The 23,365-nt window shown below is 46.7% G+C and carries 22 protein-coding genes and 1 tRNA gene; 3 read left to right on the top strand and 20 right to left on the bottom strand.

The genetic code is table 11. From position 1 onward, the window contains the following. The first annotated feature begins 200 nt into the window (after positions 1-200). Positions 201-2,174 (top strand): methyl-accepting chemotaxis protein, encoded by a 1,974-nt coding sequence (locus ACO0KY_RS18400; protein ID WP_423048521.1) that lies wholly within the window; start codon positions 201-203, stop codon positions 2,172-2,174. A gap of 69 nt (positions 2,175-2,243) precedes the next feature. On the opposite strand, the gene ACO0KY_RS18395 is transcribed toward ACO0KY_RS18400, so the two are convergent. The 14 genes from ACO0KY_RS18395 to ACO0KY_RS18330 form a co-directional block, all read right to left on the bottom strand. Further along, positions 2,244-2,618, bottom strand: coding sequence for a MerR family transcriptional regulator (locus ACO0KY_RS18395; protein ID WP_423048519.1), 375 nt, complete (start codon positions 2,616-2,618; stop codon positions 2,244-2,246). A 6-nt stretch (positions 2,619-2,624) separates the two neighbouring features. Beyond that, positions 2,625-3,038, bottom strand: a complete 414-nt coding sequence (locus ACO0KY_RS18390) for an integration host factor subunit alpha (RefSeq protein ID WP_423048517.1) — start codon at positions 3,036-3,038, stop codon at positions 2,625-2,627. Between the two features lie 44 nt (positions 3,039-3,082). Then, positions 3,083-5,509, bottom strand: a complete 2,427-nt coding sequence (pheT, locus tag ACO0KY_RS18385) for a phenylalanine--tRNA ligase subunit beta (RefSeq protein WP_423048515.1) — start codon at positions 5,507-5,509, stop codon at positions 3,083-3,085. A gap of 49 nt (positions 5,510-5,558) precedes the next feature. Next, positions 5,559-6,575, bottom strand: a complete 1,017-nt coding sequence (gene pheS / locus ACO0KY_RS18380; RefSeq protein ID WP_186911884.1) for a phenylalanine--tRNA ligase subunit alpha — start codon at positions 6,573-6,575, stop codon at positions 5,559-5,561. A gap of 228 nt (positions 6,576-6,803) precedes the next feature. Then, on the bottom strand, positions 6,804-7,163 hold the full coding sequence (gene rplT, locus ACO0KY_RS18375) for a 50S ribosomal protein L20 (RefSeq protein WP_186911883.1): 360 nt from the start codon (positions 7,161-7,163) through the stop codon (positions 6,804-6,806). 27 nt (positions 7,164-7,190) lie between these two features. Continuing rightward, positions 7,191-7,388, bottom strand: coding sequence for a 50S ribosomal protein L35 (gene rpmI, locus ACO0KY_RS18370; protein ID WP_110253942.1), 198 nt, complete (start codon positions 7,386-7,388; stop codon positions 7,191-7,193). 175 nt (positions 7,389-7,563) lie between these two features. Then, positions 7,564-8,085 (bottom strand): translation initiation factor IF-3, encoded by a 522-nt coding sequence (gene infC, locus ACO0KY_RS18365; RefSeq protein WP_186911918.1) that lies wholly within the window; start codon positions 8,083-8,085, stop codon positions 7,564-7,566. Between the two features lie 72 nt (positions 8,086-8,157). Then, positions 8,158-10,068 (bottom strand): threonine--tRNA ligase, encoded by a 1,911-nt coding sequence (gene thrS, locus ACO0KY_RS18360; RefSeq protein ID WP_423048512.1) that lies wholly within the window; start codon positions 10,066-10,068, stop codon positions 8,158-8,160. A gap of 209 nt (positions 10,069-10,277) precedes the next feature. Beyond that, positions 10,278-10,354 (bottom strand) — tRNA-Val (locus ACO0KY_RS18355). Between the two features lie 125 nt (positions 10,355-10,479). Further along, positions 10,480-12,714, bottom strand: coding sequence for a RelA/SpoT family protein (locus ACO0KY_RS18350; RefSeq protein ID WP_423048510.1), 2,235 nt, complete (start codon positions 12,712-12,714; stop codon positions 10,480-10,482). An 8-nt stretch (positions 12,715-12,722) separates the two neighbouring features. Beyond that, positions 12,723-13,073 (bottom strand): RidA family protein, encoded by a 351-nt coding sequence (locus ACO0KY_RS18345; protein WP_423048508.1) that lies wholly within the window; start codon positions 13,071-13,073, stop codon positions 12,723-12,725. 43 nt (positions 13,074-13,116) lie between these two features. Next, positions 13,117-13,983 (bottom strand): alpha/beta fold hydrolase, encoded by an 867-nt coding sequence (locus ACO0KY_RS18340; protein WP_423048506.1) that lies wholly within the window; start codon positions 13,981-13,983, stop codon positions 13,117-13,119. A gap of 297 nt (positions 13,984-14,280) precedes the next feature. Further along, positions 14,281-14,922, bottom strand: coding sequence for a CoA transferase subunit B (locus ACO0KY_RS18335; protein ID WP_423048504.1), 642 nt, complete (start codon positions 14,920-14,922; stop codon positions 14,281-14,283). Between the two features lie 15 nt (positions 14,923-14,937). Beyond that, complete coding sequence (locus ACO0KY_RS18330; protein WP_422989857.1) at positions 14,938-15,639, bottom strand: CoA transferase subunit A; 702 nt, start codon at positions 15,637-15,639, stop codon at positions 14,938-14,940. A gap of 223 nt (positions 15,640-15,862) precedes the next feature. Between ACO0KY_RS18330 and ACO0KY_RS18325 the strand changes: the two genes are divergently transcribed. Then, positions 15,863-16,423, top strand: coding sequence for a LuxR C-terminal-related transcriptional regulator (locus ACO0KY_RS18325; protein WP_423048502.1), 561 nt, complete (start codon positions 15,863-15,865; stop codon positions 16,421-16,423). Positions 16,424-16,573: 150 nt separating this feature from the next. Here the strand turns inward: ACO0KY_RS18325 and ACO0KY_RS18320 are convergent, their stop codons facing one another. The 6 genes from ACO0KY_RS18320 to ACO0KY_RS18295 all read right to left on the bottom strand — a co-directional run bounded on the left by ACO0KY_RS18320 (position 16,574) and on the right by ACO0KY_RS18295 (position 21,171). Then, positions 16,574-16,942: a hypothetical protein gene (locus ACO0KY_RS18320; protein WP_423048500.1), complete on the bottom strand. Its 369-nt coding sequence runs from the start codon at positions 16,940-16,942 to the stop codon at positions 16,574-16,576. An 80-nt stretch (positions 16,943-17,022) separates the two neighbouring features. After that, positions 17,023-17,508 carry a cupin domain-containing protein gene (locus ACO0KY_RS18315; RefSeq protein ID WP_423048498.1) on the bottom strand — a complete coding sequence of 162 codons (486 nt, stop codon included), beginning with the start codon at positions 17,506-17,508 and terminating at the stop codon, positions 17,023-17,025. Positions 17,509-17,740: 232 nt separating this feature from the next. Continuing rightward, entirely contained in the window at positions 17,741-18,067 is a 327-nt protein-coding gene (locus ACO0KY_RS18310; protein ID WP_423048496.1) for a hypothetical protein, read from the bottom strand. Between the two features lie 114 nt (positions 18,068-18,181). Continuing rightward, entirely contained in the window at positions 18,182-19,633 is a 1,452-nt protein-coding gene (locus ACO0KY_RS18305; RefSeq protein ID WP_423048494.1) for an alpha/beta hydrolase family protein, read from the bottom strand. A gap of 321 nt (positions 19,634-19,954) precedes the next feature. After that, the gene (locus ACO0KY_RS18300) at positions 19,955-20,398 is read right to left on the bottom strand and encodes an acyl-CoA thioesterase (RefSeq protein ID WP_423048492.1); all 444 of its coding nucleotides are present in this window, start codon (positions 20,396-20,398) and stop codon (positions 19,955-19,957) included. Then, entirely contained in the window at positions 20,395-21,171 is a 777-nt protein-coding gene (locus tag ACO0KY_RS18295; RefSeq protein WP_423048490.1) for an SDR family oxidoreductase, read from the bottom strand. The genes ACO0KY_RS18300 and ACO0KY_RS18295 overlap by 4 nt, the downstream gene beginning before the upstream one ends. Before the next feature lie 345 nt (positions 21,172-21,516). On the opposite strand from ACO0KY_RS18295, the gene ACO0KY_RS18290 reads away from it, so the two are divergent. Further along, positions 21,517-23,145 (top strand): electron transfer flavoprotein-ubiquinone oxidoreductase, encoded by a 1,629-nt coding sequence (locus tag ACO0KY_RS18290; protein ID WP_423048541.1) that lies wholly within the window; start codon positions 21,517-21,519, stop codon positions 23,143-23,145. The last annotated feature ends 220 nt before the right edge of the window (positions 23,146-23,365 follow it).

Below are 23,365 nucleotides of genomic sequence, written 5' to 3'. Positions count from 1 at the left end.
TTTCGCGCTTCGCGACAAATGGTGGTCAATGATAGAACACAAAATATTATTTAGTGGCACAACTGGTGCTGGCAAAACGACGGCAATAGTCATAGCTGCGTAACATTTGAGGATTAATCTTTCCGGTAATCAATTCCCCCAAACCGCATTTTAGTTTCAAATATATCGTGCTCAATCTTATCTCTCCCGCAATCCGCCTTATGCAAGGCTTTCGCATCGGCCATAAAGTCGCTTTCGTGGCCACAGCATTTGCCATCCCACTTTTTGTCGTGGTGGCAATGTTGTTTAGCGAAATGCAAACTGAAGTAGCCGCCACCAAAGAAAAACAGGTGGCGATACAGCAGATTCAACAATATCAATCATTGCAAATGGAGCTCAGAAAATATCGCGCTCTAATGCATATGCAATTGACTGGCAACAAACAAGTTGGCGACCTGGTTAATGCCAGCAAGGCGACGATTGAGAAGTCATTCGACAAAATCAGCAATAAAGCGATTGCCGATGAAATCAAAAAGCAATGGCAAGCGATTTCAGCCAAACAGGCAGGCATGAAGGCCGCTGAAAGCTTTGTTCAATACAGCCAATTACTTGATCTCTTAACTCAAAAAATTAATACCACCGCTTATTCCAGCAAACTGGCGCTCGATAGCGATTTTACGACGCATGAATTAGCGGGCATCTATTTGAACAACATTCCATCGATTGTTGAAAAATTATCCATCATGTCCGCTCGCGGCGCTGCCTACATTGACAGTGGATTATTTGAAGCAGGTGAAGATGTAACGTTGAATTCATTGCAAATGCTGGCGCAGCAGGAAATCAAACAACTTACAGAACAATCCGCTGTACTTGAGAAAGAAAATCCAGAGTACAAAGGCACGCTGGAAAATTTGCGCAACAACTTGACAATCGGACTTAAATTTCTGGAGCGCGCTAAAGACGAAGTCTTATCCTCAGTCAATCAAAGCTCAGGCACAGCATTTTTAGCGGCTGGCCAGGAAGGCCTAAATAAATTGGCCGAATCTGATTTTGCTGCGACTAATCTGGTTAATGAACGTTTAGACACACATATTCACCAGTTAAATTTAAAAATCATCAGAATGTTTGCGGCAATTATTGCTCTCGTTTTACTTGCGTGTTATTTCTTGCTCGGCATCTATTTTTCTTTGGCACGCGATATTGGCGTACTGACGTTGGCAATTGCAAAAACCGCCGACGGCGATCTTCAACATACGGAAACCAGCGACGGCAAAGACGAACTCGCCCAACTAATCAATGCAGTAGGAAAAATGAATCTTGGTTTAAGCAATCTGGTCGACAATATCCGCACCGGCGCCGAAAACGTCAATACAATTGCAAAAGAAATCCATGATGAAAATATTGATCTTGCAAGTCGCACTGAAAATCAGGCGGGCGCATTACAACAAACAGCCAGTTCAGTAGAAGAATTGACCAGCACAATTAAAGAAAATGCTGGCAACCTGTCGCAAGCCAGCACGCTCATTCACGCCTCAGCTGATTCGGTTCAACAAGGTTTGCAGGTCATGGACAAAGCCATTGATACGATGCAAACCGTTACCACTACTTCAAAGAAAATTTCTGAAATCATTGGGGTTATGGATGGCATTGCTTTCCAAACCAATATTCTGGCGTTGAACGCTGCCGTTGAAGCTGCCCGTGCCGGTCAGGAAGGTCGTGGATTTGCAGTCGTTGCAAGTGAAGTCAGAAACCTCGCGCAACGCAGTGCCAATGCCGCAAAGGAAATTAAAGCTTTGATTGTCTCATCTGGCGAAGCGATAAAAAACGGCAGCACGATGATCAACACGGCCGGCAAAACTATGCGTGAGATCGCTGAAAACGTGGAACAAGTTACCGACCTGATCAAGCACGTAAGCAATGCCAGTCAGGAGCAGAGCGCGGGCATTTCCAGCGTCAATGAAGCCATCAACAGCATTGATGAAATTACCCAGCACAATGCCGCGTTGGTTGGGCAAGCGACCGAATCTACCGATAAACTAGAAAGTCAGGCGAGTGAATTAAGTGCTGCGGTGAGCGTATTTAAAACAAAGAAAACCAACCAGAATGAATTACCCCCTTCTCCGAAATTAGTACGCAACTCAACCAGAGAACGACAAATTCATCAGGCAAAAACACACATGAAGGCCATTGCCTGAATTTGAACCATAAGATATAAAAAATCCCCGGTACTTCAAAGTAACCGGGGATTTTTATTTAATACTCAACTATGGCACTAATAAGGTCAGAATAGAACGCAATTCATCTCTGATCTGAAGCAAATTGACTGGCATTTCATCAGGCTCATCAAGCTGATTTTGCAATCTTGCCGAACCACTTCCGAGCTTGTTACGAGCACCGTTAATTGTAAACCCTTGCTCATACAACAGTTCGCGAATACGTCGTATCAGCAAAACTTCATGATGTTGATAATAGCGTCGGTTGCCACGGCGCTTGACCGGTTTTAATTGCGAAAACTCCTGCTCCCAGTAGCGCAATACATGCGGCTTAACGCCGCATAATTCGCTGACCTCGCCAATCGTGAAATACCGTTTAGCAGGAATCGGAGGCAAGCTGACAGATTCAATCTTAATTTCAGTCATCTATTTTTAAGCAGCATGAGCAAGGGGTTGACCGCTGACATCATCCACCATGCCTTTCAATTTTTGACTCGCATGGAAAGTAACGACGCGACGAGCGGTGATAGGAATTTCTTCACCAGTTTTGGGATTACGCCCTGGGCGCTGCGGTTTATCACGTAACTGAAAATTGCCAAAACCAGACAATTTTACTGACTCACCTAGTTCCAAAGCATCACGAATTTCATCAAAAAAAGTTTCTACCATATCCTTCGCTTCGCGCTTATTCAGGCCAACTTGCTCAAAAAGCAACTCAGCCAACTCAGCTTTAGTTAAGGTAGGCAACTCTTTTTCCGCTTGAGAACGAGCCCTTGCTTCTAGCATCGCACGATTCAAATCAGCATCTAATACCGATTGAAATTCAGCGGAATTTACGTCATTCATTATCAAACTCATCTAATCTTTATCAGGCAATACCAGTTATGCTATTAACGCAACTTAGCCGAAAATTTCTGGCCAGCTGCGGAGGTCAGAGCAGCCATTGCCGTTTCCACTCTGTCATCTTGTAAGGTACTTTGAGTATCTTGCAAGCTAAAGCGGAATGCAAGACTTTTTTCATCTGCTTCCAAACCTTTACCGCGATATTCATCAAACAAAACAATGGCTTGCACAATTTTACAGACTTCATTATTGTGCGCTTCCGCCTTAAATACATCCAGCAAATCTTGCACCGCAACGCCTTGTTTTACGACCAATGCCAGATCACGTGTGACTGCCTGGAACTTAGAAATCTCATGGTAAACCGGGACACTCACTGTCTGCAATGCTAAAGTTTCCACTTCAAATACCACCGGTGCCAATGGCAGGTCATATTTTTGTTGCAGGCGCGGATGTAATTCACCAATGAAGCCGATGTGTTTACCATCACATTCTATGCTTGCGCTACGTCCAGGATGCAATGCGACGTGTTCAGTTTTGACAAAACGTAAAGCTTTAGGTGCAAACAAAGCCTCTAAATCGGCTTTCACATCAAAAAAGTCAACGTTACGTTGAGCCGCGCCCCACTGCTCTTCTACAACCGGCCCATAGGCCAGCGCAGACAGATGCTTAGGCTGATGATAACCAGCCACCGACAAAGCACCATCAGCGACCGCCTGATCACGCAAATAGACTGCACCGATTTCGAAAATGCGGACGCGGTTAACTTTACGATTCAGGTTGTAACGTGCATTCGCGATCAGGCTACCGATCAGATTCGTGCGCATCACACCCATCTGGCTTGCAATGGGATTCAATAATTTGATCGGCGCATCGTTGCCAGCAAAGTCTTTTTCCCATGCTTCTTCGACAAAGCTATAGTTGACGACTTCTTGATAATCCTGATCTGCGACTAAACGACGAATTGCAAACAATGAACGCTCGTTTTCAGGTGCGATCAACATCGCGCTAGCGGCCACTGGTGGCAAAGCAGGGATATTTTCAAAACCATAAACACGCGCTACTTCTTCGATCAGATCTTCTTCGATTTCGATATCGAATCGATATGATGGCGGCGTCACCAGGAACTCACCATCCTGATGCGTGAATTGCAAATTCAAACGCGTAAAAATATCCGCAATCGCAGCATCAGTCAAAGGTACGCCAATGACTTTTTGCGCACGAGCGGTACGCAATTTAACTGGCAAACGCTGTGGCAGATTGACGATCTGATCATCCACTGGCCCAACCTTGACTTGCTCAGTGCCACCGCAGATTTCAACGATCAAAGCAGTAATACGTTCGATGTGCTCAACGATGTTTTCGAAGTCAACGCCACGCTCAAAACGATGTGCGGCATCGGTAGAGAAATTGAAACGACGAGACCGACCTTGAATTGCGTTCGGCCACCAGAATGCGGCTTCCAGATAAATATTTTGCGTATCCAGTGTCACGGAAGTTGAATCACCACCCATGATACCAGCCAGAGATTCAATCTCTTTATCGTCAGCAATGACACCGATCCATTCATCAACCTCAACGGTATTGCCGTTCAAGAGCTTGACTGACTCGCCAGTCTTACCCCAACGCACATCCATTCCACCGTGGATCTTATCGAGATCAAACACATGTGACGGACGTCCGAGCTCTAACATTACATAGTTAGAAATATCGACCAATGCAGAGATAGGACGCTGCCCACTGCGTTCCAGACGCTGTTTCATCCATTCTGGCGTTGCCGCTTTCGCGTTCACGCCGCGTATTACACGACCACAGAAGCGACCGCATAAATCTGGTGCAGAAACTTTGACTGGCAAAATTTCATCCAGCGTTACCGGAATTTCCTTGGTGGTTGGCAAATGCATAGGTGTACCAGTCAAGGCCGATACTTCGCGCGCCACGCCTAATACGGATAAGCAATCTGCTTTATTTGGTGTCAGCTTGATCGTGAATTTCAAATCATTGAGCTGATAGTAATCACGGAAATTCTGACCAACTGGCGCATCCGCCGGCAGATCCATCAAACCACCGGCATCATCCGATAATTTCAATTCGCGGGCGGAGCACAACATACCTTGCGATTCAACGCCGCGCAGCTTACCCACTTTGATTTCGAATGGCTTACCGTCCGCGCCTGGTGGCAAAATCGCGCCAGCCATCGCACATGGCACACGCATGCCGACGCGCACGTTAGGCGCACCGCAAACGATGTTTAGCAAGGTGCCGGTGCCAACATCAACCTGACAGATATTCAAGCGATCTGCATCAGGGTGTTTGGCGATTTCGCGAATTTCAGCGACCACGACATTGTTAAAAGGAGGAGCCACAGGCTCAACTTCTTCGACCTCTAAACCCGACATGGTCAACAGATGAGAGAGTTCATCCGAAGACATTTTCGGATCAACCATGGTGCGAAGCCAGTTTTCAGAAAATTGCATAATTCAGCCGTCTAATGTGAGATGCCTGAGCGCAGTGCGCTCAAAAAATTTAGTTGAATTGCTTCAGGAAACGCAAGTCGCCTTCGTAGAACAAACGCAGATCGTTGACGCCATAACGCAGCATCGTCAAACGTTCGAGGCCTGAGCCAAACGCAAAGCCAATATAGGTTTCAGGATCCAGTCCCATGTTGCGAATCACGCTGGGGTGCACTTGACCAGAGCCGGAAACTTCAAGCCAACGACCTTTCAACGGACCGCTACCGAAAGCGATATCGATTTCAGCCGATGGTTCTGTAAATGGGAAGTACGATGGACGGAAACGCACTTGCAAATCATCGGTTTCAAAAAACGCCTTAACGAAGTTCAGATACACGCCTTTGAGATCGGCGAAGCTGATATCTTCAGCGATCCACAAACCCTCAACCTGATGAAACATCGGTGAGTGCGTCGCATCGCTATCAACGCGGTAGGTACGACCTGGTGCGATGACTTTGATAGGCGGTTTATTCATGCGCGCATAACGCACTTGCATAGGACTAGTATGAGTACGCAGCAATAACTGCTTACCTTGACTATCTTTGCCATCAATATAAAACGTATCTTGCATAGAACGCGCCGGGTGATTTTCCGGGCTGTTTAATGCAGTGAAGTTGGTCCAGTCGGTTTCGATTTCCGGACCATCGGCCACGTCAAAACCAATCGAACGGAAAATTTCTTCTACCCGCTGCCAGGTGCGCATGACAGGGTGAATCCCCCCCACGCTGCGGCCACGACCAGGCAAAGTCACATCGATAGCCTCCGCATTCAGACGTGCTTGCAATTGCGCATTAGCGAGCGCGTCGCGACGCTCAGTTAAGGCTGTTTCAATTTGTACTTTGGCGGCGTTAATGACCGCGCCTTGTGTCTTACGCTCATCTGGGGAGAGCTTGCCCAGACTTTTCATTTGTTCGGTAATCTGGCCACTTTTGCCCAGATATAAGGCTTTCGCATTTTCCAGCGCAGCGGCATCTGCTGCCGCAAGAAAATCAGCACAGGCCTGGCTGACGATTTGGTCTAAAGGGTTCATGCGTTGTTCCCGCTTACAAACTGATAATGATAGAACTTTTACAAAACTTAGCCAAGCAAACGTTCTGCGACAGTAAGAAAAATATCTTTAGCACAGCAACGAAACAAGATTAGTTTGATTCAAAGTTCTCAATGCGCTGAAAACAAAACGGGGCATAGGAATCAACCTCTGCCCCGCTTGATAGATGCGATATGTATAAACACATCGCAAGCGACTACAAATTACTAATTACGCAGCCAGGTTGGCTTTAACTTGATTAACAATCGCAGCAAATGCTGGTTTGTCCATCACAGCCATGTCTGCCAGTACTTTACGGTCGAGTTCAATAGAAGCTTTTTTCAAGCCGTTCATGAACACGCTGTATGTCATACCGTGTTGACGTGTTGCTGCGTTGATACGAGTAATCCACAGTGCGCGGAATACGCGTTTCTTGTTGCGGCGATCGCGGTATGCGTATTGGCCAGCGCGCATAACTGCTTGCTTAGCAATACGGTAAACCTTACTACGACGACCACGGTAACCTTTTGCAAGGTTTAAAACTTTCTTATGACGGGCACGAGCTGTAACCCCACGTTTTACTCTAGGCATAATAACTCCTTAATAATGAGTATGAGGTTAAGCTGTAGGCATCATGCGCATTACGGATACCATGTTGGTGTCATGAACACCTACGGAACCGCGCAATTGACGTTTGTTTTTGGTAGTTTTCTTAGTCAAGATATGACGTTTGAAAGCTTGACCGCGTTTAACGGTACCACCTGGACGTACGCGGAAGCGCTTTTTTGCGCTGCTTTTCGTCTTCATTTTTGGCATAGCACTATCTGTCTATTACGACAGCCTCATTTTATATGATGGTAGGTGGCAGCAACGATCGCTACTCTTGGATGCCTACTTCTCACTTATGTGACCCGCCACTTTCGTAGCAGGTCTTTCGCAATACGCATTCAACGCACATCGCAAAATTCTTTTTTTACTACTTTAAAACTAATTACTTCTTTTTCTTCGGTGCCAGAATCATGACCATCTGACGACCTTCCATCTTTGGAAACTGCTCTACCTGACCATACGGTTCCAGATCCAGTTTCAGACGTTCGAGAACGCGCATACCGATCTCTTGGTGCGCCATTTCACGACCGCGGAAACGCAGAGTGATCTTCGTTTTATCGCCGTCATCAAGGAACTTGATCAAATTACGCAGTTTGATGTTGTAATCACCATCGTCAGTACCTGGGCGGAATTTCACTTCTTTCACCAAAATGACTTTTTGTTTCAATTTGGCTTCGTGAGCTTTCTTCTGCTCTTGGTACTTAAACTTGCCGTAATCCATCAAACGACAAACTGGAGGTTGCGCGGTTGGTGCAATCTCCACCAAATCCACATTAGCCTCTTCGGCCAAGCGGAAGGCTTCACCCAGTTTAACGATCCCCAGAGGTTCGTTATCAACGCCAGACAAGCGCACTTCAGGCGCGGTAACTTCACCGTTGATACGATGTGTTCTTTCGGTAGCTATTGCAGTTTCCTTTAAAAAATAAAATCTTCACCGTGCCATCTCTCTAAAAAAGGGAGATTGCTGACTGATCTGTTAAACCTTGTTTGCTATCTCGTCTTGCAGGCGAGAGATGAAGGCATCCAGAGGCATTACCCCCAGATCCAGATTGCCACGCGTACGCACAGCCACTGTGTTGGCATCCCGTTCTTTATCGCCAATTACTAAGATGTAAGGCAATTTTTGAATAGAATGCTCGCGTATTTTATATGTAATCTTCTCATTACGCAAATCAGTATTTACTCTAAACCCTTGTTTTTTCAGGTTTTCTGCAACAGCCTTGGTGTATTCTGCTTGTGACTCAGAAATATTCAACACAGAAACTTGCACTGGCGCCAACCATAAAGGCAGGGCACCGGCGTGATTTTCTATCAAAATACCAATGAAACGTTCCATAGAACCAACAATCGCACGATGCAGCATGACAGGCACTTTACGACTATTGTCGTCCGCCACGTATTCCGCACCCAGACGCCCCGGCATAAAGAAATCGACCTGCATCGTACCAACTTGCCATGGGCGACCTAGACTATCTTTGAGGTGATACTCAATCTTAGGACCGTAGAATGCCCCCTCACCTGGCAACTCTTCCCACTCAGTCACGCCACAGCTACGCAAACCAGCACGCAAAGTCTCTTCGGCTTTATCCCAAATTTCATCTGTACCAATACGATTATCTGGGCGCAATGCCAATTTAATAGCAATATTCTCAAACCCAAAGTCCTGGTACACCTTCATTGCTTGCGGGTGAAATGCAATGACCTCATCCTGAATCTGCTCTTCAGTACAGAAGATATGACCATCATCCTGAGTAAAACCCCGTACGCGCATAATGCCGTGCAAAGCACCGGACGGCTCATTACGATGGCACTGACCGAATTCACCGAAACGCAATGGCAAATCGCGGTAGCTCTTCATACCAGAGTTGAAAATTTGCACATGACCAGGGCAATTCATCGGCTTGAGCGCATACGCCCGATTTTCCGATTCAGTGACAAACATGTTGTCTTTGTAGTTATCCCAGTGACCAGTTTTATTCCACAGACTGCTGTCGAGAATCTGCGGACCTTTCACCTCCTGATAACCGCAGTCTTGGTAGACCTTACGCATGTATTGCTCAATTTGCTGCCAGATAGTCCAGCCTTTTGCATGCCAAAACACCAGGCCAGGCGCCTCATCCTGAAAGTGGAAGAAATCCAATGCTTTACCGAGCTTACGGTGATCGCGCTTCTCCGCCTCTTCCAGCATGTGCAGGTATTGCTCCTGATCTTCTTTCTTAGCGAACGCAGTACCGTAAATACGTTGCAGCATTTCGTTTTTGGAATCGCCGCGCCAGTAAGCACCTGCCAACTTCATCAACTTAAACACTTTCAATTTGCCTGTTGAAGGCACATGAGGACCGCGACACAGATCAGTGAAGTTACCTTCTGTATATAAAGAAACATCCTGATCCGCCGGAATCGATTCAATGATTTCCGCCTTATACGCCTCACCAATCGACTTAAAGTAAGCAACCGCTTCATCGCGTGGCAACACCTTGCGAGTAACCTGCTCATCCTTCTTAGCCAATTCAGCCATTTTCTTTTCAATCAACACCAGATCATCGGGTGTGAATGGGCGCTTGTACGAGAAGTCATAGTAAAAGCCGTTTTCAATCACCGGACCGATAGTGACCTGTGCCTCAGGAAACAACTCCTTCACAGCGTAAGCCAACAAATGCGCTGTCGAGTGACGAATCACTTCCAGGCCATCAGCATCCTTATCCGTAACAATCGCCAGCTCGACATCATTCTCAATTAAATAAGACGTATCAACCAACTTACCATCAACACGACCAGCCAATGCAGCCTTAGCCAGACCCGCACCAATGCTGGCTGCAACTTGGGCAACCGTTACCGGCGCATCGAATTGTCGTTGCGAACCATCAGGAAGTTTTACTGAGACCATATCACTCTCCAAAGAGAAAGAAGTTTGCTAAAAAAGGGAATTAAAAAATGCAGACGAAAAAAAAGCACGGCTAGCCGTGCTTTTTCAAATTTGATACCGACGAAAAAGATCCTCGACTAGAGTCGCTCCCAAACCATTTGCGTGGTAGTTCGCGGTGTCATAACCAGGATGCCTTTCTCGCTCTTATCTAAAGGTACTACTAAATTCTATGGTAGACACGATTGGACTCGAACCAACGACCCCTACCATGTCAAGGTAGTGCTCTAACCAGCTGAGCTACGCGTCTAAAGAAACGAGAGTATAGCAGAACCAGTGAAATAATTACTAGCCCCCAAGGGCACTTTTTTCTATTGCGCCTGATTTTCTGGGTAAATTGACCGCTACCAAAAAGAAAATAACTCTTAATCACTCTTACTGACGTCGCACTTCTTGCACGCCATTGACTTCACGGATAACCGCCAATGCCCTTTGCAATTGTGTTGTGCCGCCGATTTCCGCCGTGAAGGACATCCGTGCCTGCCCCTTAGCACTTTGTGTATTCACACCGATAACGTTAATTTTTTCACGCGAGAAAACTTCCGAGATATCTCGTAGCAGACCCTGGCGATCTTGTGCCATGACGAAAATATCGACCGGATACACCGTATCTTTCACCTGTTCACCCCAGGTGGTCTGTATCACGCGTTCAGGGGCCTTATTGCGCATTTCTGCAAAATTTTTACAGGTCAGGCGATGGATGGAGACTCCCTTACCGCGCGTTACAAAGCCGACAATATTATCTGGCGGTGCAGGTTTGCAGCAACGCGCCAATTGCGTCATCAAGCCATCTGTACCAACCACCAAAACACCCGACTTAGCACCCTGCGTGACACTCGATGCGCGGCTCTTGTTCGCGACAAACTCATCTGGCTCTTCGACAGGCGCGTTGTCGCGCAAGACTGTTTCTATCTGACGCAGACTAAATTCTTCTTTACCGACTGATAGAAAAAATTCATCCAAGGCGGAAAAGCCTAGTTTGCGCGCCAGCTCTTCCAGATTAACGGCAGTCTTACCCTCTCGCTGCAAGGTCTTTTCAACCATTGATCGACCAGAAGCCAAGGTTTCCTGCTGATCAATTGCATTAAACCAGGCGCGAATCTTGGTGCGGGTGCGGGTACTGACAGAATATTCCGGGCTCAACCAATCACGCGATGGACCTGACTGCGTCGAGCCTGATTTTAAAGTAATGATCTCCACCGTCTGCCCATTTTGCAAACGGGTGTTGAGCGGCACCATGACGTTATCCACACGAGCACCGCGGCAACGGTGCCCGACATCCGTATGCAACTGGTAAGCAAAATCAACAGCGGTTGCACCACATGGCAATTCGATCACACGCGCTTGTGGCGTCAACACATATATTCTGTCATCCAGACTCGCGGCCTTGAGCTTTTCAACCCATTCACGCTGCACGTCTTCATGCTCAACAACCGCATCAGCAATTTCCGTTTTCCACGCCAACAATTGGCGCAGCCAAGCGATTTTCTCGTCGTACTCCTGAGCCGTAAAATTAGAGCCGCCGCTTTCTTTATAGCGCCAGTGCGCCGCGACACCATATTCAGCAAACTGATGCATTTCACGCGTACGTATCTGCACCTCAAGTGGCCGACCATCTTCCACCGTCACCACCGTGTGCAATGATTTGTAGCCATTTGATTTTGGGCGTGAAATATAGTCATCGAACTCTTTCGGTATCGGCGCCCAGGCATTGTGCACGATACCCAGCACCGTATAACAATCCTTGATGTCGTCGACAATCACCCTAAATGCACGCACATCATAGAGCTCGTCGAAATTCATCGACTTGCCCTTCATTTTTTTCCAGATACTGTAGATGTGCTTAGGACGCCCACTGACTTCGGCTTTGACACCCGCAGCCTTTAATTCTGCGGTCAAACGGGCGATCGCATTGACAACGAAACTTTCACGCTCAACCCGTTTTTCTTCAAGCATTTTGGCAATACGTTTATATTGCTCCGGCTCCAAAAAACGGAAAGACAAATCTTCTAATTCCCATTTCAATTGCCACACACCGAGTCGATTGGCCAAAGGCGCGTATAAATCCATAGTCTCGGATGCGTACTGGCGCGTCGCTCCATCATCGCGCTTGCATTCAGCAAAATAGCGCAAAGTCGTCACACGGGAAGCTAAGCGCACTAACACCACACGCATATCGGTCGCCATTGCCAGCACCATTTTGCGCAGGGTTTCCATTTGCGCCGCCGCTTTTCCAGCGGCATCTTTACCCTTTCCCAAATCTTGCTGCGACCAGGTCGCCTCACGCAACTTCATGAGGCGGCGGATACCATTGACGAGGTCGTCAATCTCTTTGCCAAAACGTACCTCGATTTGTTGTGCAGCAACGGGATTGAGATCCGGCAATTCAAATAAGATTGCCGCCAGCATCGAATCCACATCCGTTCGCAGCATCGCTAGCGTCGACAAAACACCTTCAACAAATTGCAAAGCATTCTGTCCGGTGACAACACAACGCTCTGCATAATGTGGCGTAGCAAATTCAAGCGCACAGGCTAGGCGCTCTTTTTCTGCGTCTGTCAGACCATCAGAAAATCGTGAAGCTGAAACGGAAATGGAGGTCGATACCATACTAATCTTTACTTTTGCGCCGCTGTAACAACAACTTCAATCAACCACTCTGGATTCGCCAACTTTGCCTGTACTGTCGCACGCGGCGGCGAATTACCAGGTGCCACCCAGTCGTCCCATACTTTGTTCATCTCAGAAATCAAGCTGATATCTGATAAGAAGATCTGACATGACAAAATACGTGTTTTATCGCTTCCAGCTTCTTGCAGCAAGCGATCAACATGCCCTAACACTTCGGCAGTCTGGTCAGCAATGTCGTTGCTGGTATTTTCTGGGATCTGCCCTGCCAGATACACCACTCCGTTATAAATCGCCACCTCGGACAAACGGGCGCCCACATGTAATCTTTTAATTTCCATTTCTCTACCTTACCTCTAAAACTCTTTAAGATTTTTAAAATATTCAATCATTCAGAAAAAAATCACGTGCAATCGCGATTTGTTCCGCACTGACAAAAGTCGGCGCATGCCCAACATGCGGTATCTGCACCAAACTCGCACATGGTCCTCGTCGGGTCATCTCGGTTGCTGTTTCAGACGACAATAAATCGGAATCTGCCCCACGCACCACCAAAGTCTTGCTTTTGATTGCGTCATATGCTGCCCACAACATAGCTTCGCCAGCAACAACCTGTTCTGGCGTTGTCGCTTTAAAAGGCTGACATAACCCCAGATCGTAATGTTTAATCCATTGCCCGGTGTCATTTTTTCGCAAAACATCACGCGCCAACTTCTCCCACTGTGCATCAGTATGCGCACCAAAAGGTTGCGAAATTGACTTAATGTAAGCCAGCGCCTCATCAAAGCGCTCAAACGCCACCGCCTGCCCCACATACTCACCAATACGGCTCAGCGCCACAGGATTAAGTGCTGGGCCTACGTCATTGAGTAGTAATTTACGGATTGGGTTCCCCTCAAGTGAAGCAATACCCATACCAATCAAACCGCCCATGGATGTACCAAACCAATCAACCGTATCCACTTCCAGTCTGGCGAGCAAAGTCACCATGTCACTCACATATTGCGGAATCTGATAATGCATGGGGTTACGTAAGTGCCCGGAGGAGCCACGCCCCACCACGTCAGGACAGACGACCCGGTATTCCTCACACAGACTAGCCGCCAAAACATCAAAATCATCCGAAACCCGAGCCAGACCGTGAACGCATACCAATACCTTAGGATTGTTGGCATTACCCCATTCTTTGTATGACATGGTATGCAAACCAGTCGGCGACAAGCATTGCACGGATTTTCGTGTCGATTGCATAAAAACTCCCGGATAACGTGGATACGACTTTTGTCGTTGAAACTATCTTTGATTGATATTTCTGATAGACATCACTTGCATCAGATTTTACATTTATACCATTAATTCGCCCGTATTCCGATGGCTTTTCATGGATAAAAAGTATTGAAGGATATAGCCCAGAGCCATCTGGTGATCCGCCGACACGCCAAAACATGACTCAGATCAAATAAAATTCAAAATAAAAAAGCCAACGAGCAAATCGTTGGCTTTTGGCGGAATTTTAATTCAAACCCTCAAATCAGCTTGAGCCCTACCTCAGGCAAACGCTGCCACATCAAGTTTGGCTTCTGTTTTCGTCACAATCTCATCCACTGTCACGCCAGTCGCCAGCTCAACCAACTTCAAGCCTTGCGGCGTCACATCGATCACACCGAGGTCGGTAATAATACGGTTGACCACACCAACGCCAGTCAACGGCAAGTTACATTGATTCAAAATCTTGTGCGCGTCACCCTTAGCAACATGCTCCATCAAGACCACAACACGGCCAACGCCAGCGACCAGATCCATCGCACCGCCCATGCCCTTAACCATTTTTCCTGGAATCATCCAATTGGCCAAATCACCTTGCTGACTCACCTGCATTGCGCCCAGGATAGCGAGATTGATTTTACCGCCACGTATCATTGCAAACGAGTCAGCAGAACTAAAAATGGACGAGCCCGGCAAAGTCGTTACTGTCTGCTTACCCGCATTAATCAAATCTGCGTCGACTTCATCCTCTGTCGGAAACGGACCGATGCCCAGCAAACCATTTTCTGATTGCAACCAGACTTCCATCCCTTGAGGAACATGGTTAGCCACTAAGGTTGGCAAGCCAATACCAAGATTAACGTAAAAACCATCTTGCAATTCCAATGCTGCACGCGCAGCCATTTCATCACGATTCCAAGCCATTTCTTTCTCCTGATCTTAGTTAGATGAACGCACGGTGCGTTGTTCTATGCGTTTTTCCGGTTGCGCATTGACGACGATACGCTGCACAAAAATACCCGGCGTGTGCACTTCATCCGGATCGATCTCACCAATTTCTACCAGCACTTCCACTTCTGCAACGGTGATTTTTCCAGCCATTGCTACGTTGGGATTAAAGTTACGTGCGGTTTTACGATAAACCAGATTGCCTGCTTTGTCGGCTTTCCAGGCTTTGACCAGAGACACATCAGATACCAAAGAACGCTCCATCACATATTGATGGCCATCGAATTCGCGGATTTCTTTACCGTCAGCAACGATAGTACCGACGCCAGTTTTAGTGAAAAAAGCGGGGATACCAGCACCCCCGGCACGTAATTTTTCTGCCAATGTGCCTTGTGGCGTAAATTCCAGTTCCAGTTCGCCAGCCAGATATTGGCGCTCGAATTCTTTGTTTTCACCAACATACGAAGAAATCATTTTTTTGATCTGACGAGTTGTCAATAACTGCCCCAGACCAAAACCATCAACACCTGCATTATTTGAGATTGCGGTTAATTCCTTTGCGCCAGTATCACGCAAAGCGGCAATCAAAGCCTCGGGAATGCCACACAGACCGAATCCGCCAACGGCGATCGTCTGCCCATCTTTTACTATGTCCGCCAAGGCGGTTTGTGCGTCAGGATAAACTTTATTCATCACTGTCCCCTTCTGATTTCAGGATTGATTGGATAGGTTTTTTATTGCATTCAAGTACTATCAACGAATTTAATAAATTTAATCGATTTTCGGAAGCCTGCTTCAGAAAGGCAGTTAATCCGAATACAAAAATGCATGCTTATTCTTTAATAGCCCTTAAGCATAAGATGCTACGTTATACTGCGCAATACCGTAAAACTACGCAATTTTGTTCTCGTTTAAAATGAATCCACCGCAAACCATCGATTTTGCCAGCATTTTCCAACTAGCACCGATAGGTATGTGCGTATCCCAGAATCGCATCATACACGCCTGTAATGATGCATTGGCAGCGATGTTTGGCTACCAGAAAGACGCCCTGATCGGCGCATCGTTTCAGGCACTGTATCCAACGCCTGACGAATTTGAAAGAACTGGCGCGAGAATTGTGCCAATTATGAATGCCAAAGGTTCCTATTCTGATGAGCGCATCATGAAGCGGGCAAACCAGGAATTATTCTGGTGCCATGTGTCGGGCCGCGGACTGGATAAAAAAGATCCTCATGCAGCAGGCATCTGGACCTTCGAAGACCTCAGCGCAAAACGCCCGGTCAGCGCAGAACTCACCCCCAGAGAACGCGAAATCGCTGCCCTGCTAGTCGAAGGCAAAACCAGCAAGCTCATCGCCCGACAAATTGCATTAAGCCCCCGCACAGTAGAAATGCACCGCGCTAAATTGATGAAAAAATTTTCAGCCTCGACGTCGAGTGAATTGGTGCACAAATTGCTGGGGATTATGCGGTAATTTCGCCCAGCCGAACTTACGCAAATTCTCTTTTTGAGCACTCGATAAATTTGGGGGGGGGATACTAATCAGTTCTTTTCTGGCACTCTTAAAACTGATCAAATACAGTGAAGAATAAGGCAATGTCTCTTTGTATGCGTTAATTATGTGTCATTTTTGATATGCTGGTTTTCGCGTTTTTTTACAAAACTCTTTCGTTGCTGCTTTATCTTCCGGTTCGATTTTAGGCTCTAGCTGATTAAGTTTTTCTAAAACGTCTTTATTGCCACGATATTTTTTCTTCAGAAGAGAAAGTTTTGTGTCTGTTCCCTGACAAGTGGTACAGATAGCCCAATCAATGTCTGCTTGACGTTCAGCATCATAACCATCCTCACCTCGCCAATGATTACATACTTCCCGGTCAGCCAGAAACGCAGTCACATCGTCTGGAAAATCGACGACCGTCGCGGATATCGTCTGAGCGAGACACAACAGTGATAAAGAAATAAATCTAATTTTCTGCTTCAACTTTAACGTCATTTCCCGATTTCCTTTTTAACCATATCGATGGCAACAATGTGCTCCAGACATTGAGTCGCATCATTGAAGCGATGACCTATTCAGTCAGAAGACACTTCGTCTTTCCAATAATCCAGCGCATGATCAGCATGTGTCATGTGACGCAGATCACCGCCGTAAGCACCAATTTTTTTTGAGTCCGGGTATTCGCAAACTTCAGCTGGCATCATTGTGCTGACAGAGAGATAGGCGAGATCAGCATCAGAATCGTTAAGGATTTGATGCGCAGTTTCTGGTCCACCGGTTGGACAACAAATCACATCGCCTTCACGAATTTTTCTGGTTTCATCGCCATAACGCAACGTTCCGGAACCCTTCACGATGAAGAACATTTCCTCTTCCGCACGATGACTGTGAAAAGGACAAGAGGACTTTCCGGGCGGCACGATATCATATGAGTAGCCCAAATCTTTCGCTCCCAGCAGTTGTCCAATCCGAATAGAGTGGCTCTCAAACTTGTCAGCTTTTTTGAAATGTTCCAGCTTCAAATCACCGATGTTGGCTACTTTTGAATTGATTACGCTCATTGATTTAAGTCTCCAAGACATAGGGCTGATGAGTCAATCGAAGGGTTTTAGTTTAGCAAGATGGGGACGCCATGCCAATCCTTACACGATTACAACGCGGGTTGTACAGGTCCTAAAAAAACGCTCATTTAGGTTCAATATTCGTGTCTTCAGTTATACATTATCGCGACAGTATGAGCGGCAGTTGCTGACCTTGCGTCCAAGTACCAATCCATGCATTAGTCTTATCATCCTATTTTGCATCGAATGTCCCCTTGACCGCATTGACCGATAAGAATAGATGTTCAGCGGAGACATCGAGTTTGTCGACTGGAATCATCGCATGTCCTTGATCCACACTTTCAAGAACGGCTGTGTATTCACCTGAAGCAGATTTTTTGACATGCAAAACAAGGTGTAATGCACCAGCCAAAGTACCATTCCAGTCGCCTTCAAATTTTTGGTTGTTTGCAGTTTTTTCTGCTGAAGATTCGCCACTCAGACCTGCAACACCCGCTTGGGACATGCACGTCACGATGGTGAGTGCCGCCCCCACAAGGAATTTAATTGATGCTTTCATAAAATAATTTTCCTATTTGTTAAAAACGTCGTACTGTAAGAATAATAGTGGAGAGAGTAATCTACCAAAAGCTAGCAAATTAATAGACGTGTTATTTGATTCAAGCCAATAAAATCATCGCTTTGATTTTGCATGATCAGAGACCCATTCGCCAATGACGTTCAAAGCCGCAGAGTTAATGGTTTCCTCAATCTGTGCGTATTCTGCCGGTGCCCCAGTGTTTGCGGCCTGAAACAAGTGGTTGAGATGGGGCAGTTCCTTTATCGTCACCTCTTTGTTTTCGCTCAAGGCTAGTCGCATCGCAGCCAGATTAGATTTAGCCGGAACCTGCAAATCAAGTGATCCGTTAAGAGCAAGCACCGGAACTTTTATCTGACGAAGTACTGGAACTGGATCATAGCTTAGAAAGTAACGCATCCACGGCGTCGTAAGCCCTGACAGGGCGGTCGATTTAATTTGTTCCGCGTTACCAAATATTTTATGTTCTTCAACAGCTTTATCAAATATAGTCGCGGGCATTAATTTTGCCTCAGACTCATTCTTTGACTCTGCAATTGCTTTAAATAATTCCTCGTTCACTTCGCGACTAATCACCGCACGCTCTACCGGAACACCCGATGCTTTTTCTATCAGGTATATTTGTTCTGCCAAGAGTTTATCTCCCGGAATGGCGGGGCCCGCCAACAGAACGATAAAACTAACTTGTGGATCGTGAGCGGCAACAACAGGGGCAATCAGTCCCCCTTCAGAATGACCAAGTAAGCCGATGCGCTGTGGATCAACATCTGCCCTGCTAAGTAAATACCGGACAGCTGCCGCAGCATCGGAGATAAATTCGGCTGAGGTAGCAGATTTATAATCGCCGCTCGATTGCGCGACCCCGCGTTTATCATAGCGGAGTACAGCGAAACCACGTTTATTCAGATAGTCGGCCAACACATAAAAAATTCGATGTCCAGCAACTACTTCTTCTCGCGTATGCGGACCTGATCCTGCAATGAAAATGATAGTTGGAAAGGGACCCGCTCCCTTTGGCGTACTAAACGTCCCAGCTAATTTAAGGCCCGCACTACCCCCATCGAACGTTACGGTTTGTTGTTCATACGCTGAAGGCGCTGCATCAATAGCATCTTCCTGAGGACGGCTTAATTTGGGGATAATGCCATTTGAACGCACTAATGTCAGTGGCATTGCCTGATCTTGTTTCCAGGTTCCCACCCAAGCTTTCGTTTCAGCATTCCATGTGGCATCGAATGATCCATGGACAGCGCTCACAGTAAAATCGAGGTGCTCCGAGGTTACATTCATACTATCAACCGGAATCATGACATGCCCTTGGTCTACGCTTTCTAATACGGATGCGTATTCACCAGACGGCGCTTTTTTGACGTGTAAAATAAGACGTAGAGTACCTGCTAAGGTCCCTACCCAATCGCCCGCCATATTCTGACTGACCGATGCCGCGTCAACTTTAGTATTTTGAGTAAGCTCAGCAGCACTCGTCTGCACGCCACCAAGGTGCAAAGCAAACACCAATATGAAAGGGATTTTGAATGACACTGACATAGAATGAGCTCTCTTTGCAAAAAATCATCCTACAACAGCAAAATTGGCAAATCAATATTAATTGGAAGTCATGACGCTTAAACGAGACTGTAGTTACACACTGACGAACGTCAATATCCAGCCAGGAAACCAGACCTTCCATTGCGAGAAACATGCAAACAAAGGCGGACCAAAATTTTAAATTCTAGTGATTTGTCTTGTTCCGTCCGTAGGGTAGTTAGTCATTTATCATCGTTATTCGGCTGATAGTTATCTCGCCTCATCCGTAGGCGACCAGGAAAGCGTGTAAAAAAATTCGCTGCTTTGTATTGCGAACTCAAATTATCGGCGACGTTTTTGTTCGCTTTTGAACTCAGCAAATTTTTGCTTGATGGCTTCAGGCAAAGCGACGGATTTTTCTGTCACAGCATCAACCCACACTACTTTAGCGCCGCCCTCAGCATAAAGAGAATAGCCATCACCGACCGAACGCATTTCTTGCGTTGTCTCGAAACTCGTCCGTCCCATGTTGGAGATATACGTGCACACTTCTACTTGCCCCGGATATTTAAACGGTTTTTTGAATGTGCAATGCGCATTGACGATGACAGCACCATTGCCGTTCTCATCGGGCAGGCATCCCATCATCGCCAGCCATTCGATTCTCGCCTGCTCCATGTACTGAAAATACACCGTGTTATTGACATGTCCCATTGCGTCCATATCACCCCAGCGAATCGGAATGGTGACGGTGTACACCAGTTTCTTGTCACCTACCTTCATCATTGAACGCTCATCCCGTCATCCGCGGTCACGATAGCGCCGTTCAAAAAACGCGATTCTTCTGCCGCCAGCAAAAGCAATAAACCATCCAGATCTTCAGGCGCGCCAACGCGCTTGCGTGGCAGCATTTCGATCAGCTTTTGACCTTGCTCAGTTTCAAAATACTCTTCGTTAATTTCTGTCGCAATATAGCCAGGGCAAATCGCATTGACATTGATACCGTATTTTCCCCATTCGACTGCCATAGCTTTCGTCATATGAACGACAGCAGCTTTACTCATGCAGTAAATGCCGATCTGTGGTAACACGCGCAAGCCAGCGACCGAAGCAATATTAATGATGCGGTGTTGCTTTCTTGAATCGCCTTTGTGTCTGGCGATCATACGCTTAGCGGCTTCTTGGGCAACGAAAAATGCACCCCGTTGATTGGTATCCATGACATACGCATAATCGTCTGGCGTAACATCGACCAGACGTTGTGTCGTCGACACACCTGAATTATTAATCAGAATATCGATAGGGCCTGCTTCGGTCTCCGCATGGGCAATTGCCGACTTAATGCTCGAGTAAACAGTTACATCAAGTGCGACCACGTGTGCTGCACCACCTTCTGCTTCAATCTCTGCCCGCAATTCTTTGAGCCTATCGATACGGCGCGATGCCAGCACTACTTGTGCACCGGCCTGAGCTAACACTTTTGCAAAACGGGCACCCAAGCCACTGGAAGCGCCGGTAATCAGCGCAATCTTGCCTTCAAAGTTGACTTCTATGCCCATCTGTATCTCCGCGAAAAATGATTAATAGCCTGCATTCTGTGTCACTTGCTATGATGACATACAGATCATGATTGTGTTGTATGGATTTTAGCTCTATCTGCATTTTTAGGGCTATTTCAACAGTAAATATCGCTAAATTGATGCAGAGCAAAGCACCGTCTGCGATAATTCGAATATTGAGAAGCAGCCAGTTGGTGAGCTTCTTCTAATCAGAAACTTGCAGATTAAGATGACGGCAGATAATATGCTGAAGATAATTTAGCACGTTCGTTCGAAAATATTTCCAGAAAGTGATTACCTCCCATGACCCAAAACATTCTTGAACAATACGGTCCACGCGACACCATGGAATACGATGTCGTTATTGTGGGTGGTGGGCCTGCAGGTTTATCTGCGGCAATTAAGTTAAAAAAGCTAGCAGCAGAAAAAGGCTCTGAGGTGTCCGTGTGCGTCCTTGAAAAAGGCGGCGAGCTTGGCGCGCATATCCTGTCTGGTGCAGTTATGGATCCGCAGGCACTGACCGAACTCATTCCAAACTGGAAAGAACTCGGCGCACCGCTCAATACGCCAGTAACAGAAGATCGCTTCTTGTTTCTGACCGAAACTAAAGCACACAAAACACCAAACTGGATGTTGCCACAGTGCTTCCAAAATCATGGCAATTTCGTTATTTCTCTGGCGAATGTAGTACGTTGGTTAGGGCAGCAAGCTGAAGCCTTGGGCGTAGAAATTTTTCCAGGATTCCCTGCGGCAGAAATTTTGTATAACGACGACGGTTCTGTGAAAGGTGTCGCCACAGGAAATATGGGTGTAAATCGTGAAGGCGAACCTGGCCCTGCATTTCAGTTGGGTATGGAATTGCATGCGAAATACACTTTGTTTGCGGAAGGTGCCCGTGGCCACCTTGGCAAGCAACTGATCGCTAAATATGATCTGAACAAAGGTAAAGATCCACAGACTTATGGCATTGGTATTAAAGAATTGTGGGAAATCGATCCAGCCAAGCATCAACCTGGTCTGGTGATCCACTCAGCTGGTTGGCCTTTAGATGCGGATACCTACGGTGGCTCCTTCTTGTATCACCTGGAAAATAATCAGGTGGCAGTGGGTTACGTCGTTGGTCTCGGTTACGAAAACCCTTACCTGTCACCATACGAAGAGTTTCAGAGATACAAGACACATCCAGAAATTCGCAAATTCTTTGAAGGCGGTAAACGTATCGCTTACGGTGCGCGCGCGATTACTGCTGGCGGCTTACAATCTTTACCTAAACTGACTTTCCCTGGTGGCGCATTGATCGGTTGTGACGCTGGATTCTTAAATGCCAGCCGCATCAAAGGTAGCCACGCAGCGATCAAAACAGGCATGCTGGCCGCGGATGCGGTATTTGCGGCCTTGGGTGAAAATCGTCAGTACGATGAAGTCACTACTTACAGCGCAGCGTTCGAAGCATCATGGTTGCATGAAGAATTGCACAAAGCACGTAACTTCAAGCCATGGATGAGCAAAGGTTTGTACCTTGGCACGTTGATGGTCGGTATCGACCAAGTAGTCTTCGGTGGAAAAGCACCGTGGACTCTGCGCCATACCCATGCTGATCACGAATGTCTGCGCCCTGCTTCTGAGTTCCAGCCTATCGTTTATCCAAAGCCGGATGGCAAGCTGACGTTTGATCGTTTATCTTCTGTTTTCATTTCGAACACCAATCATGCTGAAGATCAGCCTATCCACCTGACATTAAAAAATGCCAATGTTCCAGTGGATGTAAATCTGGCTAAATACGCAGGCCCGGAAGCACGTTACTGCCCTGCAGGTGTGTATGAGTTCATGAAGACGGATGACGGCAAAGACCGCTTGCAGATCAACTCGCAAAACTGTGTTCACTGCAAAACTTGCGATATTAAAGACCCAACCCAGAATATCGTATGGGTAACCCCTGAAGGCGGTGGCGGACCTAATTATCCGAATATGTAATATTGGTCTTGCTAAAACAAAAGCCGCTGGAATATTCCAGCGGCTTTTTTATTGGATCAGGGTTGATTCACCGTTAATCGGTTTAAATAAGCTGTAAGCACCCGGTCAACACAGGTTGACCGATCCTTAGATTGATGATCGGATTTATTGAGCAGGCTTCCAGTTGTGCGGAAGTAGTTCGCTGATGCGGCTGAATGGTTGCAATGGTAGCCTTTCCAAT

This window comes from Undibacterium sp. Dicai25W (genome assembly GCF_049340505.1).
Lineage (GTDB): Bacteria > Pseudomonadota > Gammaproteobacteria > Burkholderiales > Burkholderiaceae_D > Undibacterium > Undibacterium jejuense.
This window is presented reverse-complemented; position numbering and strand designations above follow the sequence as displayed.